Source organism: Paraburkholderia caledonica NBRC 102488, from assembly GCF_000685095.1.
GTDB classification, from domain to species: domain Bacteria; phylum Pseudomonadota; class Gammaproteobacteria; order Burkholderiales; family Burkholderiaceae; genus Paraburkholderia; species Paraburkholderia caledonica.
The window spans coordinates 11,423-26,272 of record NZ_BAYE01000026.1; the positions used below are offsets into that span (position 1 = coordinate 11,423).

12 protein-coding genes are annotated in these 14,850 nt (G+C 61.4%); 2 read left to right on the forward strand and 10 right to left on the reverse strand.

Features of this window, described 5'->3' with window-relative positions:
• Positions 1 to 31: 31 nt before the first annotated feature.
• Both aceK and BCA01S_RS30075 read right to left on the reverse strand, forming a co-directional pair.
• Complete coding sequence (gene aceK, locus BCA01S_RS30070) at positions 32 to 1,879, reverse strand: bifunctional isocitrate dehydrogenase kinase/phosphatase (protein ID WP_027780081.1); 1,848 nt, start codon at positions 1,877 to 1,879, stop codon at positions 32 to 34.
• Positions 1,880 to 2,100: 221 nt separating this feature from the next.
• The gene (locus BCA01S_RS30075) at positions 2,101 to 2,514 is read right to left on the reverse strand and encodes a MerR family transcriptional regulator (protein ID WP_027780082.1); all 414 of its coding nucleotides are present in this window, start codon (positions 2,512 to 2,514) and stop codon (positions 2,101 to 2,103) included.
• 125 nt (positions 2,515 to 2,639) lie between these two features.
• Between BCA01S_RS30075 and BCA01S_RS30080 the strand changes: the two genes are divergently transcribed.
• Entirely contained in the window at positions 2,640 to 3,710 is a 1,071-nt protein-coding gene (locus BCA01S_RS30080; RefSeq protein ID WP_020067121.1) for an MBL fold metallo-hydrolase, read from the forward strand.
• Between the two features lie 85 nt (positions 3,711 to 3,795).
• On the opposite strand, the gene BCA01S_RS30085 is transcribed toward BCA01S_RS30080, so the two are convergent.
• From BCA01S_RS30085 to argS, 6 genes are all read right to left on the reverse strand, one after another.
• Positions 3,796 to 5,382 (reverse strand): ABC transporter substrate-binding protein, encoded by a 1,587-nt coding sequence (locus BCA01S_RS30085; RefSeq protein ID WP_027780083.1) that lies wholly within the window; start codon positions 5,380 to 5,382, stop codon positions 3,796 to 3,798.
• Positions 5,383 to 5,638: 256 nt separating this feature from the next.
• A complete protein-coding gene (locus BCA01S_RS30090; protein WP_027780084.1) occupies positions 5,639 to 6,457 on the reverse strand; it encodes a cobalamin-binding protein in 819 nt (272 codons plus the stop codon).
• A 3-nt stretch (positions 6,458 to 6,460) separates the two neighbouring features.
• Entirely contained in the window at positions 6,461 to 7,234 is a 774-nt protein-coding gene (locus BCA01S_RS30095) for an SDR family oxidoreductase (RefSeq protein WP_027780085.1), read from the reverse strand.
• A gap of 16 nt (positions 7,235 to 7,250) precedes the next feature.
• Entirely contained in the window at positions 7,251 to 7,889 is a 639-nt protein-coding gene (locus BCA01S_RS30100; RefSeq protein WP_020067117.1) for a thiol:disulfide interchange protein DsbA/DsbL, read from the reverse strand.
• A 185-nt stretch (positions 7,890 to 8,074) separates the two neighbouring features.
• Positions 8,075 to 8,902 carry an SPOR domain-containing protein gene (locus BCA01S_RS30105; RefSeq protein ID WP_027780086.1) on the reverse strand — a complete coding sequence of 276 codons (828 nt, stop codon included), beginning with the start codon at positions 8,900 to 8,902 and terminating at the stop codon, positions 8,075 to 8,077.
• A gap of 61 nt (positions 8,903 to 8,963) precedes the next feature.
• A complete protein-coding gene (argS, locus tag BCA01S_RS30110; RefSeq protein WP_027780087.1) occupies positions 8,964 to 10,766 on the reverse strand; it encodes an arginine--tRNA ligase in 1,803 nt (600 codons plus the stop codon).
• A 434-nt stretch (positions 10,767 to 11,200) separates the two neighbouring features.
• Here argS and BCA01S_RS30120 point away from each other — a divergent pair, with 434 nt between their 5' ends.
• Positions 11,201 to 11,527: a DUF1840 domain-containing protein gene (locus BCA01S_RS30120; protein WP_042319935.1), complete on the forward strand. Its 327-nt coding sequence runs from the start codon at positions 11,201 to 11,203 to the stop codon at positions 11,525 to 11,527.
• Positions 11,528 to 11,701: 174 nt separating this feature from the next.
• Here BCA01S_RS30120 and BCA01S_RS30125 read toward each other — a convergent pair whose 3' ends face one another.
• Positions 11,702 to 11,908 (reverse strand): hypothetical protein, encoded by a 207-nt coding sequence (locus BCA01S_RS30125; protein ID WP_020067112.1) that lies wholly within the window; start codon positions 11,906 to 11,908, stop codon positions 11,702 to 11,704.
• 173 nt (positions 11,909 to 12,081) lie between these two features.
• Positions 12,082 to 14,808 carry a methionine synthase gene (gene metH / locus BCA01S_RS30130; protein ID WP_255218487.1) on the reverse strand — a complete coding sequence of 909 codons (2,727 nt, stop codon included), beginning with the start codon at positions 14,806 to 14,808 and terminating at the stop codon, positions 12,082 to 12,084.
• Positions 14,809 to 14,850 lie beyond the last annotated feature (42 nt).

Here is a 14,850-nt window from a genome sequence, read left to right on the forward strand (position 1 = left end):
TACAGGCGTCATTCATGCGGCGTGCGGGCCACTATGCGACTCTTACGCTGCGCTCGTTCTCTGGCGCTTGCGCGGCGTCCTGAGCATTCGGTGCGTTGAATGCCGTATCGGCAAAGCGTTCCGGATAGCGGATGCAGAAGCGCACGCTGCTGTCGTACGGGAAAAAATCGGGCAATTCGCCCTTCAGCAGATGGTTCTTATGCTTTTGCCACAGCGCGGGATCGAAGAAGTCGGCGTGATGCTGCAGGAACGAGCGGCGCACGCGTGGATCGCCGAGCAGGAAAGTGCCATACGTCTCCGGGAAGATGTCGTGCGGGCCGACCGAGTACCACGGCTCGCCCGACATTTCGTCTTCCTCGTTACGCGGTGCGGGCACCGCGCGCACGTTGCAATCTGTCAGATATTCGATCTCGTCGTAGTCGTAAAACACGACACGGCCGTGGCGCGTCACGCCGAAGTTCTTGTACAGCATGTCGCCGGGGAAAATGTTCGCCTGCATCAGTTCTTTCACCGCGTTGCCATATTCCTTGATGCCGTGATCGACGTCGTTCTCGCTGCCGTTTTGCAGGAACAGATTGAGCGGCACCATGCGACGCTCGATGTACATATGGCGAATCACGAGATTGTCGCCGTCGTATTCGAGCAGCGACGGCACTTCCTTTTCCAGTTCGCGTAAGAGCGCTTCGTCGAGCCGCGAAAGGGGCAGCGCAACGCTCGAATATTCGAGCGTGTCCGCCATGCGGCCCAGGCGGTCGTGCCGTTTCACCAGCTGATACTTCTCCTGAATCTTCGCGCGCGTGGTTTCTTTCGGCGGCGGGAAGTTGTCCTTGATCAGCTTGAACACATACGGAAACGAAGGCAACGTGAACACCAGCATCACGAGCCCCTTGATGCCCGGCGCGATGATGAACTGATCGCTCGAATGCGACAGGTGATGCAGCAAGTCGCGATAGAACAGATTCTTGCCCTGCTTCTGCAAGCCGACTGACGTGTAGATCTCGGCCTTCGGTTTGCCCGGCATGATGGTGCCGAGGAATTCCACGTAAGCGGACGGCACTTCCATATCCACCAGAAAGTACGAGTGCGAGAAGCTGAAAATGATCAGCAACTGTTCGCGCTTGAGCAGCACGGTATCCAGCGCGAGCAAGCCGGGCTGCACATGGCGCAGCGGCACTGCGAACGGCAGCAGCATATCGCCGTTGATAATTCTGCCGACGATATACGCCGACTTGTTGCGGAAGAACAGCGACGAAAGCACATGAATCTGGAAGTTCGGCGCTTCGTCGAACGTACCGAACGAGTCGTGAATCGTCTGCATCACGCAGCCGACGTCGCGCGTCAGATCTTCGAACGGCGGCTCCAGCTGGAAGTTCGTAACGATGCGCTCGAGCGTGGCGGCGAGGCCGTCCTTGCCGGGATAGTACGCACGGTAAGTAGGCTTTGCTGCGGGCTCGTCGTTCTCGATGTATTCGGTCGAGATCGCCGGGCGCACGAAGATGAAGTCGTTGTTGAAATACGAGCGATGCAGGATTTTGCAGCAGACGGAATTGAAAAACGTTTCCGCGCACTCGGGCTGACGATGCGTGGTCAGTAGCCCAATGTAGTGCAGCTTGATCTGTTGCCACACTTCGCTGTCGATATTCTCCGCGTCGTACTCGTCCTCGAGCAGCGCGACGCATTCTTCCACGCGATCGTCGTATGAAGTAATGCGCTCGCGGGCCAGCTTTTGCAGACCGTGCCAGTCGCCGCTTTCGAACAGCGCCTTGGCGTGGATCGCCGCGTCGCGAAAGATCCGATAGTGCCGGTTGAATCCTTCGAGCAGCGTTTCCGCGACGTCAAAGCCGATTTGCGACGACAACAGTTTGGGGAAGTGATTCATGTCGACCGTGCATTCGTCTCATGTCGTGAAGACACCCGTGATTGTATCGTTCGAGTGCGCCTTCGACGCATTGCGCCAACCGGTTGGTGACCCGCCGCCACGTGAACGTTGCAGGGCACTCGCCGACTTTTCCGACTAACTCCGCTCAATGCTCCTGTTCCGCATCGTTACACGGCTCAACTTGCGGCAAAAAAACTGTTCGGCGGTGGTTCTCCGCCTGCTTACGCCGGCTTGGGTTCACGTGCTTTGTGCATGCCGTTCTCAAGCAGCGCCCGCGCCTGAGCTTCATATTGCGCGAGGTCTTCGAGCGTCGCGTTCAGGTCTTCCAGTTGGCGCTCCAGCACATCGCGATGACGCGCGACCGTGGCGAGAAACGCTTGCAGTTGCGGCACCGTGTCAGTTGGCGATTCATAGACGTCCAGCAGATCGCGAATCTCGGAGAGCGTGAAACCGAGTCGTTTGCCGCGCAACGTGAGCTTGAGCCGCGTGCGGTCGCGGCCCGAGTAGACGCGCCGCAAGCCGCTGGAACCTTCGCGGCTCGGTGAGAGTAAACCCTGATCTTCGTAGAAGCGAATTGCGCGCGGTGTGACGTCGAACTCCCGCGCGAGCTCGGTGATCGTGTATTGCGTGTTCATCGGGACATTCAGTAACCGGGCAAAAAATCGGATTGAACGATAGAATCGACGTTTACGTTATCGTCAACTTGGGTTGAATGCAACCTGCGGCAAGTACGCGGAACGCGTGGAGGAAGACATCCGAAATGAATGCGCTCGAACATCAACTCGACTATCCGTTCAAAGACACATTGCCCGAACCCGGCCACGCGCAGGAAGTCGTGCCCGGCGTCTTCTGGGTGCGGATGCCGCTGCCGTTTGCGCTCGACCATATCAATCTCTGGCTGCTGCGCGATCAGATCGACGGTCAGGACGGATGGACGGTGGTCGATTGCGGGATCGCGTCCGACGCGATCAAGGAGAACTGGGAGACAGTGTTCGAGTCCGTGCTCGGCGGTTTGCCGGTGCTGCGCGTGATCGTCACGCATTGCCATCCGGACCACGTCGGTCTCGCGCACTGGATTTGCAGCGGCGGTGACAAGAAGCGCTGGGACGCCCGGCTATGGATGACGCTCGGCGAATACATGCAGGCTCGCGTGATGGCGGCGGGCGACGGCTCGAACGCGGGCGGCGAGGGCGCTGCGCGCCACTTCGCGCTGCATGGCGTGACCGACGAGGCGTCGCTCGACAAGCTACGCAGCCGACAAAGCTATTACGCGAACCTGGTGCCTGAAGTCCCGGACCAGTACAGGCGCTTGCGCGAAGCGGATGCCGTCAGGATCGGTGGCAAGACGTGGCGCGTGGTGACGGGCTTCGGTCACTCGCCGGAGCATTGCGCGTTGCATTGCGAGGAGATCGGCGTGCTGATCTCCGGTGACATGGTTTTGCCGCGCATATCGACAAACGTGTCGGTCTTCGCGATGGAACCGGAGGGCTCGCCGCTCGCGCTGTATCTGGAATCGCTTGCGCGCTACGAAGCAATGCCCGAGGACACGCTCGCGCTGCCGTCGCATGGCAAGCCGTTTCGCGGCGTGCGTACGCGCGTGAGGCAGCTGCGCGAACATCACGATGCGCGTCTCGCGGAAGTCCGTGAAGCGTGTGCGCAAAAACCGCAAAGCGCGGCAGATATCGTTCCGCTAATGTTCAAGCGCGAGCTCGATATTCACCAGTTGACGTTCGCGATGGGCGAGGCGCTCGCGCACTTGCATCTGCTGTGGCTGGCGGGCGCGCTAAAGCGCAGGCTGGATGCGGATGGAGTGATGCGCTTTTCGGCGTGATGGTTCACCTCGTGTGAGATGTCGAAAAAAAAGCCCGGAGCTCTCGCCTCCGGGCTTTTTTTACGTTTCAGAGCGCAGCGAGTGACTACTGCACGGCCACCGTTCCAAAGTTCTGTCGTCCAAACGGACTCACGTGATAACCGCTCACGTTGGTTCGCGTGATAGCTGCGGCAGTCGGATAGCCGAGCGGAATCCACAGCGCCTGATCGTGGATGATCTGCTGCGCGGCCTGATACGCTTTCGCGCGTTTGGCCTGATCGGGCGTGGACTTGCCGTCGGCGATGAGCTTGTCGAGATCCTCATTGCAGAAGCGCGCGAAGTTGATGCCCGACTTCACCGCGTTGCAGCTAAAGAGCGGCGACAGGTAATTGTCCGGGTCGCCGTTGTCGCCGGCCCAGCCCATGAATAGCGAATCATGCTGGCCCTGCTTGGCCTGCTTGATCAGTTCGCCCCATTCGATCACTTTCACGTCCGCCTTCACGCCGATCTTGGCGAAGTCCGCCTGAAGCAGTTCGGCGCCGGCCTTCGGATTCGGATTCAGCACGCTGCCGTTCGGGCGCACCCAGATCGTCGTTTCGAAGCCGTTCGGATAGCCCGCGTCGGCGAGCAGCTTTTTGGCCTTCGCGGGATCGTAGGGCCACGCCTTTACTGCCTTGTCATAGCTCCACGTATTCGGCGGATACGGATTGACCGCCGGCGTCGCAGTGTTGTCGAAGACGGTCTTCAGATACGTGGTGCGGTCGAACGCCATGTTCAAAGCGGCGCGCACTTTCTGATTGTCGAGCGGCTTTTTCTGCGTGTTCAACGCGACGAACGCGGTCATGAATGCAGGCGTCTGAACGATGGCGAGCGACTTGTCGCCCTTTGCGTCGGCGAGATCCTGCGGCTTCGGCGACAAAGCAATCTGGCATTCGCCCGCCTTCACCTTCTGCGCGCGCACCGTGGCGTCTGGCGTAATTGCGTAGATCAGACGGTCGATCTTCGGTTTCGCGCCCCAGTAGGACGGATTGACGTCATAACGGATCACCGCGTCTTTCGTGTAGCTCTTCAGTTCGAATGGACCCGTGCCGATAGGCTTCGAGTTCAGATCGACCTGCTTGCCGGCCTTGAGCAACTGATCCGCGTACTCGGCGGAATAGATCGAGGCGAAGCCCATGGTGAGGATCGACACGAAGGTCGCGTCCGGTGCGTTAAGTTCGAACTTGACGGTGTTGTCGTCGACCTTGCTGATCGACTTGATGAGCTTCGGCAATCCCATTGACTGCGCATGCGGGAAGCCGCTCGCGCCCGCCACCTTGTGCCACGGGTTGCTGTCGTTCAGCATGCGGTCGAACGTGAAGACGACGTCGTCGGCGTTCAGCGGCCGGCTCGGCTTGAAGTAGTCGGCGGTCTGAAACTGCACGTTCGGGCGCAGGTGGAACGTGTAGGTGAGACCGTCCGCGCTCACGTCCCATTTGTCGGCCAGCGACGGCACCACTTTCTTTGCGGCTTCGTCGTATGAGACCAGCGAATTGAAAATCACGTCAGCCGACGCATTCGTCGTGACGAGCGAGTTGAACTGCACGACATCGAAGCCGTCGGGGCTCGACTCGGTGCAGACGGTCAGCGGTTTGGCGAGCACGAGCGCGGGCGCTGTGAACAGTACGGCGGCTGCGAGCAGTTTGAAGCGCATAAGATCTCCGATAACAAGCGCAGTCAGGCAGTGCGTCTGGTTTCTGGTTATGTTCCGTTGACGGGCGACGGCGGCGTGGCCGTCGACTTCATTTTGATACGTTTCCAGCGCTCGCGCATGGCCAGCATCAGTCGGGACCAACCAGGTGATCAACTGACGGACCAGGCGCGCGCCGGCCTTCGCGAAAGCTTATCGAAGGGCCGTTGCGACGACAACAACATAATCCGCATATTCATATGGAATCAGCGCCGCGGGTTCACGCAGACCCGGCCCGCTTCATTAGATAAGCGATGCCGTCGATAGCGCGCACGCCGTACCACGACACCATCTCGCCATCGATCAACTCAATGTGCTTGCCGGCCATTCGCGGATCGCTTTTGAGCGCATCGCAATGTGCTTGCGTGAAGCGATATGGCTCGCTTGAAAGCAGAATACGGTCGACGCCGGCAAGCCACGGCGAGCGGTCGAAATCGAACGCCGGATAACGGGCCGCGCCCGCGGCTCCGCCTTGCACGTCGGGCAGCGTGTGCCAGTTCACGAGGCGCAGCATCGCGGAAATGTAAGTGTCGCGCGCAACGGTCATCCATGGTTCGCGCCAGATCAGATACAGCACGTTCTGCGCAGCAAACGCGCGTGAGGCGGCCTCGTGCAGACGCGCTTCAAGCATTGCGGCGAGACGCTGCGCTTCCTTATCCCGATCGAAAATTGCGCCCAGCAGCGCGTAGAGCGAAAGGTTGTCCTGCGGTGTCTGCGGATGCGTGACGACGACATGCGGCACGATCGCGCGCAACTGTTCGACGGTGCCGCGCTCGTTCTCGTCGATATTGACGATCAGATGCGTAGGTTGCAGCGCGCGAATTGTTTCGATATTCACCGCTTTCGTGCCGCCGACCTTGGGCACGTTGCGAACCTTGTCGCGCGGATGCACGCAAAAGCCGGTGCGCCCGACGATCTGCGGTTCGAGGCCGAGAGCAAACAGCAGTTCGGTGATGCTCGGTACCAGCGAGACGATGCGCGCGCCGGCACCCGCTTTCTCGTGCGCGACGCCGGTTGCATCGACCGCACGCAGTGACATGATTTACTCGGCGACGGCGCGCGGCTTGCGCGGCGCGCGTTCGAACACGCGGTCATAGAGCCAGCGTGGCGCTACGTGCAGCAGCATTGCCACCACGCGCATCTGCCAGGGGAACACAGCGTAAGCCGTGCGACGCTCGATCGCACGCGCGGCCTTGGCGGCAAAACGATCGGCGTCCATCAGGAAGGGCATGCTGTACGGATTGTGCGCGGTCATCGGCGTGCGGACATAGCCAGGCGCGATCGTGACCACGCCGACGCCGAGCGGACGCATCTCGACGCGCAGCGCTTCGAGATACTTCGCCGCCGCGGTTTTCGACGCGCTGTACGCACCCGAGCCGGGCAAGCCGCGCACGCCTGCTACGCTGGCAATGCCGACCAGCGTTCCGCGCCTGGCCGCGATCATGGGCGCGGCGAACGGCTCGAAGGTGGCGACCACGCCGAAGTAGTTGACGTCCATCACTTCGCGGAACGTGCGCAGATCGCCCTGTCCGGTGATCGCGCCGCGGCTCACGCCTGCATTGGCGATCACGATGTCCGGCACGCCGTGCTGCGCGATGAATTGCGCGGCGGCATCGGCGAGCGCCTCGGCGTCACGGACGTCGACGGAATAGATGGAAATGGGGTTCTGCGGATGAGACCGCTGGAAGGCAGCAAGGGCGTCGCCGCGGCGGGCAACCAGGCCGAGAATCGCGCCGCGCCGCGCATATTCGGCGGCGAGCGCGAGGCCGATTCCACTTGACGCGCCGGTAATGAAAACTTTCAACGGTGAACTCATTCCGGCGCCTCGGGTTTTACATCTTCTTTGCGCGAACCTGCTGGACCAGATAGTCGAGCACCTGCACGGTGCCGGGCAGGCTATTGGTGGCAGCCGGGCCGGTTTCATACTTGCCCTGGACTGCGATAGTCGGCACGCCGTCGATCTTATAGTCCTCGAGCAGCTTCTTGTCTTTCTGCAACGCGCTTTGCGTCGAGAAAGAGTTGTACGCGTCCATGTACTTCTTCGGATCGACGCCGTTCTTCGCGAGGAATTTGGCCTGATCTTCGGGCGTCAGCAGATAGTTTTTATTGACGTGGATTTCGTTGAAGACTTTCGGCGTGAGTTGTGTGGCGAGACCCAGTGCGTCGAGCGCGTGATACATCTTGGAATGCGGAATGAAGTCGTCGCGGAAGGCAACCGGCACGCGCTTGAACACCACGTCGGCACCTTGCTTCTTCACCCATGCTTCGAGGTACGGGTTGAATTCGTTGCAGTGCGGGCAGCCGTACCAGAAGAATTCGGTGACTTCGATCTTGCCGGCGGGCACGTCGGTGGGCTGCGCGCTCGGCAACACCGTGTAGTCCTTGCCCGCGACCGGCGCCGTCGGCGATGCGTGCGCCGTGGCTGCAACGAGCCCCAGCGAGAGGAACAGAATGCTCAGCAGTTTTTTCATGTTTTGTTGACCCAAGTAGGCGTAAAACAGTGGCGCCACGCAAATGCCCGTCACCGTTTTTAGAATCGGCGTTCGACGGTTCTATCGTCCGTAGAGCTCAATCATGCTTTTCTTGCTTGCGATTCCTGTGACAGGCGCCGCACACCGATAGTTCGGCGGCGGCGCAGCCGGCGGTCGCTCGCTGTTTATTGTTTGGTGAAGCGGATGACCGCTGTGTCCACGCCCGCGTCCGACAGGCGCTGACGGTTCGCGTTCATGTCCTCGAACTTCGAAAACGGTCCGATACGCACGCGATAGTACGTGACGCCACCCGCATCGCGCTGCGTGACCTTCGACTCGAAGCCCTGGAACGCGAGACGCGCGCGTTGCTGTTCGGCGTCGGCAGCGGTCTTGTACGCGCCCACTTGCAGGAAGTAGCCGGTGTTCGCGTCGCCTGGCGCCGGGGCTGCGCCCGAACCCGGTTTGCCGTTTGCGGCTGTGGCCGACGAAGTGCTTTTCGGCGCCGAACCCGCGGCCGTCGCTGCCGGCGCGCTGGTAGCTTGCGGCTTCTTCGCAGGCACGGCGGCGGTGGTGGTGCTGCCATTGTCCTGAGCCGGCTTCGGAGCGACCGCGGTGCCGTTCGCGTTGGCGTTCGGATTATTGCCGATGGTCGGCGGCACTTCGATGATCTGAGGCTGCTCGAGCATGCCCGACTGGGTCTGCGAGTTGGTCTGGCCAGGCGCGGTATTCGGTGGCGCGGGTTGTGCCGCTTGCGGCACCGGCTGCCCCGGCGTCTTGCCTTGCAGCGGACGGTTCGGATCGTATTGCGCCTGGCTCGCGCTCGAATCGGATGCAGCAGGCGGCGCCACCTTCGAGACGAACGGCGTAGGCGCACGGGTGATATAAAGCGCCACCACTACCGCGATCGCAAGGCCGACGATCAGGCCCAGCACGATGCCGAGAAAAGTGCCCCCGGTTTGTTTCGATTGCTTTGTTGTGCGGCGTGGTTTTGCCATCGTACGAATTACCTGCAAAAAGAATCCTGGAACGGCCGCCGATTATAACGACGGCCGCATACATGTTGCGCCGGAGGACTTACATCTTGACTGGAGCGGAGACGCCGATGATCGCAAGACCGTTGGCGAGCACCTGACGCGTGGCCGCAAGCAGCGCGACGCGTGCATTGCGTTCGGCGGCATCGTCGACCAGCACGCGCTCGGCTCTGTCATTGTAGAACGAGTGGAATTCCCCGGCGAGGTCGCGCAGATAGAACGCGACCGCGTGCGGCGCGAGTTCGTCGGCGGCATGTTGAAGCATGTCCGGGAACTCGGCGAGCTTGTTCAGCAAAGCCATTGAGCGTTCGCTCGTGAGCGGCGCGAGGTCGACGCTGGCAAGCGTGCTTTCGTCAGCACTTTGGTCGCCGCTGTAGCGGGACTTGCATTCGGCTATCACGGAGCAGATCCGGGCATGCGCATATTGCACGTAGTGCACGGGGTTTTCGTCATTTTGTTTCAACGCGAGGTCGATGTCGAAGACGAACTCAGTATCGGCCTTGCGCGAAATCAGGAAGAAGCGAACAGCGTCGCGGCCACGGCGAATCGTTTCTTCGTCGATCAGATCGACAGCGGCTTCGGAGCCCGGCGTCGCGCCGCCCGACCATTCGATCAGATCGCGCACCGTCACGTAGCTGCCCGCGCGCTTCGAGATCTTCACCTCTTCGCCGTTGCGCATGACCGTGACCATCTTGTGCAGCACGTAGTCCGGGTAGCCTTTCGGAATGCCGATGCCGAGACCTTGCAGGCCGGCGCGCACGCGCGCGATCGTGCCATGGTGATCGGAGCCCTGAATGTTGATGACCTTCGTGAAGCCGCGCTCCCACTTCGCGACGTGATACGCGACGTCCGGCACGAAGTACGTGTACGTGCCGTCGGTTTTGCGCATGACCCGGTCTTTGTCGTCGCCGTCGTCGGTCGTGCGCAGCCAGAGCGCGCCTTCCTGCTCGTAGGTCTTGCCCGCGGCGATCAGCGCCTGCACTGTCTTCTCCACGCGGCCTTCGGTGTAAAGCGACGACTCCAGATAGTACTGGTCGAACTTCACGCCGAACGCCTGCAAGTCCATGTCCTGCTCGCGGCGCAGGTACGCGACCGCGAAACGGCGGATCGCGTCGAGGTTTTCGACGTCGCCCGCGCCGGTGACGGGTTCACCGTCGCTCGCGGATACCGTGACGCCGTTCATATAATCTTTCGCGATGTCGGCAATGTACTCGCCGTTGTACGCCGAAGCCGGCCAGCCTTCGTCGCCCGGAGCGAGACCGCGTGCGCGTGCCTGGGTGGACAGCGCGAGCGTTGCGATCTGCACGCCGGCGTCGTTGTAATAGAACTCGCGATGCACGTCCCAGCCTTGCGACGCGAGCACGTTCGACAGCGCGTCGCCGAGCGCGGCCTGGCGACCGTGGCCGACGTGCAGCGGTCCCGTCGGGTTCGCCGACACGAATTCGATGAGCACATGCTTGCCGGCGTCGCGTTGCGAGCGGCCATACGTTTCTTTCTCGGCGAGCACGGCGGCGATCACGGCCTGCTTTGCCGTGGCGGCGAGGCGCAGGTTGATGAAGCCGGGACCCGCGACTTCGGCGGCTTCAATGAGTCCGCGCGCTTGCGGCTGCGCGAGCAGCGCGTCGACGATCTGCTGTGCAAGCTGGCGCGGATTGGCGCGCAGCGGCTTGGCGAGTTGCATCGCCACATTGCACGCGACGTCGCCGTGGGCAGCGACTTTGGGTCGCTCCAGCGCGATAGTGGGCGACACGAACGCGGCTTCGGCCGCACCTTGCGTGGCAAGAGCTACCTGCTTCACCGTGTCGGCGAGCAGTGTTTCAAGAGTATGTTTATGTGCGGGCAGCATGCTTGTTGCGAGTCCAGTGAGGCAATCCGGTGATGCGGAAGAGGCGCCGGCCGCGCGGCAGGCACGGCCGATTCGTCAGAAGCGTGGAAAGCGGCGGTTCGCTCGTCAACGCATCGGCATGACGGACGCGCCATCGGGCACGCCGCCTGCAACACAATAAGCGCGTTGCGCGACGCCCTGCAAAGGCATGGCCGCGGCGGCATGCAGGCGCGGACCGGCCGGGCTTGCTGCGCCGCGCTTGCACCTGTGCGCGCGGCGCAGCAAGGCGCGCTTTTCCGTCCAGACGGATTTTAGCAGGTGCTAATATGTTCAATCAGATGCCCAGCAAGGGCCGATGCCGCCGCGTCTCTTTGGCGAGCTAACGGAGCGCGTGCTGACGGCTGCATTGAGCGCCGCTCGCGCGTCAATCGAACATAACGAAAAAGGGAACAGTCATGCTGATTACTTTCAAATGTCGCGCTTGTCCAGACGTGATGATGCTCGACAATCTGGCACAGCATCTGGTCGGCATTGTCGGCAAACGTCTAGGTCAACGAGGCGTCATTACGCACGACGAACTCGCAGACGCTATCACCAAACTCGAAGCGGCCATCACCTTCGACAAGCAGGAACGCGCCGAGCACGACGGCCATTTCCACGAAGGCGAAGAGGGCCACGAGCATCACGAGATTCCGCCTGGACTCGCACAGCGCGCTTACCCGTTCCTCGACATGCTGCGCGCCGCGCAAAAAGAGAACGCAGACATTGTCTGGGGACTTTGATTCTCGCGAGCGAGCCACGCCAACGCAATCGGACCGCGAGGGATATGCGCGCGCGGTATCGGCCGCAGACCTGATGCCCGGCGGCCCGCGCCTCACGTCTGAATGAAAAAGAGCCCGCTCGACGCGGGCTCTTTTTTGTTGCGAGGCCGAAAGCGCTGTGGCCGTGCAGCCTGCTTACTGACTGGCGGCTGCCGGAGCGGCTGCGGGAGCTGACTCACCTTTCTTCATTTTTTGCTTCTTCGGTTTCTTGACGTGTTTGACCGTGGGCGGGGAGTACGAACTGACCGCGCTCGAACCGCCCGGAGCGGCAGTTTGCGCGAGCGCCGCCGAAGCGCCCGCGGCAAGCGAAACAGCAGTCAATAACAGCACCAGCTTCTTCATAGGATTTTCTCCGTCGACGGTTGCAATTAATTGAGCCGACGCGTTTTGGCCGCGTCTGGCGGGTCAAGCCGCCTCAGTCTACAAAGCCGAAAATTACGTTGCCGCAAATATTCAGTCTTTCTCGCCCGATATAGTGGGTTTCCCGCCACGCCGGCAGATCGGCTCTTACCGGCTTAGAGCAACGGCGCCAACGCCCGCTCGGCATCCGCCTTCGAAAGCGACATTCGCTGCGCGTAGTCTTCCAGCTGGTCCTGGCCGATCTTGCCCACCGAGAAATACGTGCTGTCCGGATGCGCGAGATAGAAGCCGGAGACGCTGGCCGCCGGCAGCATGGCGAGCGATTCGGTCACGCTCATGCCGATGTCCCCCGCCTGCAGCACCTCGAACATGTCACGCTTCACCAGATGGTCCGGGCACGCCGGATAGCCGGGCGCCGGGCGAATGCCGCGATATTTTTCGGCGATCAGGTCGTCGCTGGACAGGTTTTCGGTGTTGGCGTAACCCCACAGGTCGCGCCGCACGCGCGCATGCAGCGCTTCGGCAAAGGCTTCGGCGAAACGGTCGGCGAGCGCCTTCAGCATGATTGCGCTGTAGTCGTCGTGATCCTTTTCGAACTGCTTTTCCTTCACATCGACGCCCAGACCCGCCGTGACCGCGAACATGCCGATGTAGTCCGCCACGCCCGAGTCTTTCGGCGCAATAAAGTCTGCTAGCGAGCGGTTCGGGCGCATCACGCCGTCTACCACCGGCCGCACGCTTTGCTGCCGCAGGTTGCGCCATGTGAGCGCGACTTCGGTGCGCGATTCGTCCGTATAGATTTCGATGTCGTCGTCGTTGACCGTGTTGGCGGGCAGCAGCGCGATCACGCCGTTTGCCTGCAGCCAGCGACCCTGGATCAGGCGCGCGAGCATCGACTTGCCGTCGGAAAACAGGCGCCGCGCCGATTCGCCGACGATCTCGTCGTTCAGGATCGCCGGATATGGGCCGGCGAGGTCCCAGGTCTGGAAGAACGGCCCCCAGTCGATGTAGTTGGCCAACTCGTTCAGATCGAAGTTCTTGAACACGCGCCGGCCGATGAACTTGGGCTTGACCGGCTGATAGCCGTTCCAGTCGATCGGCGTTTTGTTCGCGCGGGCTTCGGCAAGCGAGACCATCGGCAGCGCCTTCTTGTTCGCGTGCTGATTGCGAATGCGCTCGTAGTCGGACTTCAATTCGTCGAGATACTTCGTCGCGCCTTCATCTGACAGCAGACTAGAGGCGACGGACACCGAACGCGACGCGTCCGGCACGTACACCACAGGACCTTCGTAATGCGGCGCGATCTTCACTGCGGTGTGCACGCGCGAGGTGGTCGCGCCGCCGATCAGCAGCGGAATCTTCTTCACGCGGAAGTAGTCGTCGCGCTGCATTTCCGACGCGACGTAGGCCATTTCTTCGAGACTCGGCGTGATCAGCCCGGAGAGCCCGATGATGTCCGCGCCTTCGACCTTCGCCTTCGCGAGAATGTCGTTGCATGGGACCATCACACCCATGTTGACCACTTCGAAGTTATTGCACTGAAGCACCACCGACACGATGTTCTTGCCGATGTCGTGCACGTCGCCCTTGACGGTCGCAATGACGATCTTGCCCTTCGCGCGCACGTCGCCGCCCGCGGCCGCAAGTTGCTTCTTTTCTTCTTCGATGAACGGGATCAGATGCGCAACCGCCTGCTTCATAACGCGCGCCGACTTCACGACCTGCGGCAGGAACATCTTGCCCTGACCGAACAGGTCGCCGACGATGTTCATGCCGTCCATCAGCGGGCCTTCGATCACGTTGATCGGACGGCCGCCTGCGGCCGCGATCTTCGCGCGCACTTCCTCGGTATCTTCGACAATGAAGTTCGTAATGCCATGCACGAGCGCATGCGACAGGCGCTTCTCGACGGGCTGGTTACGCCACTCCAGGTTCTCTTCTTTCTTCGCCGCGCCGGTCTTGAATTTGTCGGCGATTTCGAGCAGGCGGTCGGTGCCGTCCTGGCGACGGTTCAGGACCACGTCTTCAACGCGTTCGCGCAGTTCCGGATCGAGGTCGGCATACACGCCGAGCTGCCCCGCGTTGACGATGCCCATGTCCATGCCGGCCTGGATTGCGTGATACAGGAACACAGTGTGAATCGCCTCGCGCACCGGATCGTTGCCGCGGAACGAGAACGACACGTTCGACACGCCGCCGCTCACCTTCGCATACGGCAGGTTTTCCTTGATCCAGCGCGCCGCGTTGATGAAATCGACCGCGTAGTTGTTGTGCTCCTCGATACCGGTGGCAATCGCGAAGATGTTCGGGTCGAAGATAATGTCTTCCGGCGGAAAGCCCACTTCGTTCACGAGGAAGTCGTACGAGCGCTTGCAAATCTGCGTCTTGCGCTCGAAGGTGTCGGCCTGGCCCTGCTCGTCGAACGCCATGACTACGGCGGCCGCGCCGTAGCGGCGAATCAGGTTCGCGTGATGGCGGAACGCTTCTTCGCCTTCCTTGAGCGAGATGGAGTTGACGATCGCCTTGCCTTGCACGCACTTCAGGCCCGCTTCGATCACTTCCCACTTCGACGAGTCGATCATGATCGGCACGCGCGCGATGTCCGGCTCCGACGCGATCAGATTCATGAAGCGGACCATCGCCGCTTTCGAGTCGAGCATCGCCTCGTCCATGTTGACGTCGATCACCTGCGCGCCGTTTTCCACCTGCTGGCGCGCGACGGCAATGGCTTCGTCAAACTGGTCGTTCAGGATCATTCGTGCGAACGCCTTCGATCCTGTCACGTTGGTGCGTTCACCGACGTTGATGAAAAGCGTCCCGGACGTGACGTTGAACGGCTCGAGGCCGGCAAGGCGCATGGTGTGATCTGTCATGGCGTATATGCGAGTCGATTGCGTGCGTTAGGTGCGGCTCGGTTGGGTCTG

Coding starts and splice junctions, on each gene's coding strand:
- aceK (WP_027780081.1), bottom strand. CDS start 1,879: ATGAATCACTTCCCCAAACTGTTGTCGTCGCAAATCGGCTTTGACGTC.
- BCA01S_RS30075 (WP_027780082.1), bottom strand. CDS start 2,514: ATGAACACGCAATACACGATCACCGAGCTCGCGCGGGAGTTCGACGTC.
- BCA01S_RS30080 (WP_020067121.1), top strand. CDS start 2,640: ATGAATGCGCTCGAACATCAACTCGACTATCCGTTCAAAGACACATTG.
- BCA01S_RS30085 (WP_027780083.1), bottom strand. CDS start 5,382: ATGCGCTTCAAACTGCTCGCAGCCGCCGTACTGTTCACAGCGCCCGCG.
- BCA01S_RS30090 (WP_027780084.1), bottom strand. CDS start 6,457: ATGTCACTGCGTGCGGTCGATGCAACCGGCGTCGCGCACGAGAAAGCG.
- BCA01S_RS30095 (WP_027780085.1), bottom strand. CDS start 7,234: ATGAGTTCACCGTTGAAAGTTTTCATTACCGGCGCGTCAAGTGGAATC.
- BCA01S_RS30100 (WP_020067117.1), bottom strand. CDS start 7,889: ATGAAAAAACTGCTGAGCATTCTGTTCCTCTCGCTGGGGCTCGTTGCA.
- argS (WP_027780087.1), bottom strand. CDS start 10,766: ATGCTGCCCGCACATAAACATACTCTTGAAACACTGCTCGCCGACACG.
- BCA01S_RS30120 (WP_042319935.1), top strand. CDS start 11,201: ATGCTGATTACTTTCAAATGTCGCGCTTGTCCAGACGTGATGATGCTC.
- BCA01S_RS30125 (WP_020067112.1), bottom strand. CDS start 11,908: ATGAAGAAGCTGGTGCTGTTATTGACTGCTGTTTCGCTTGCCGCGGGC.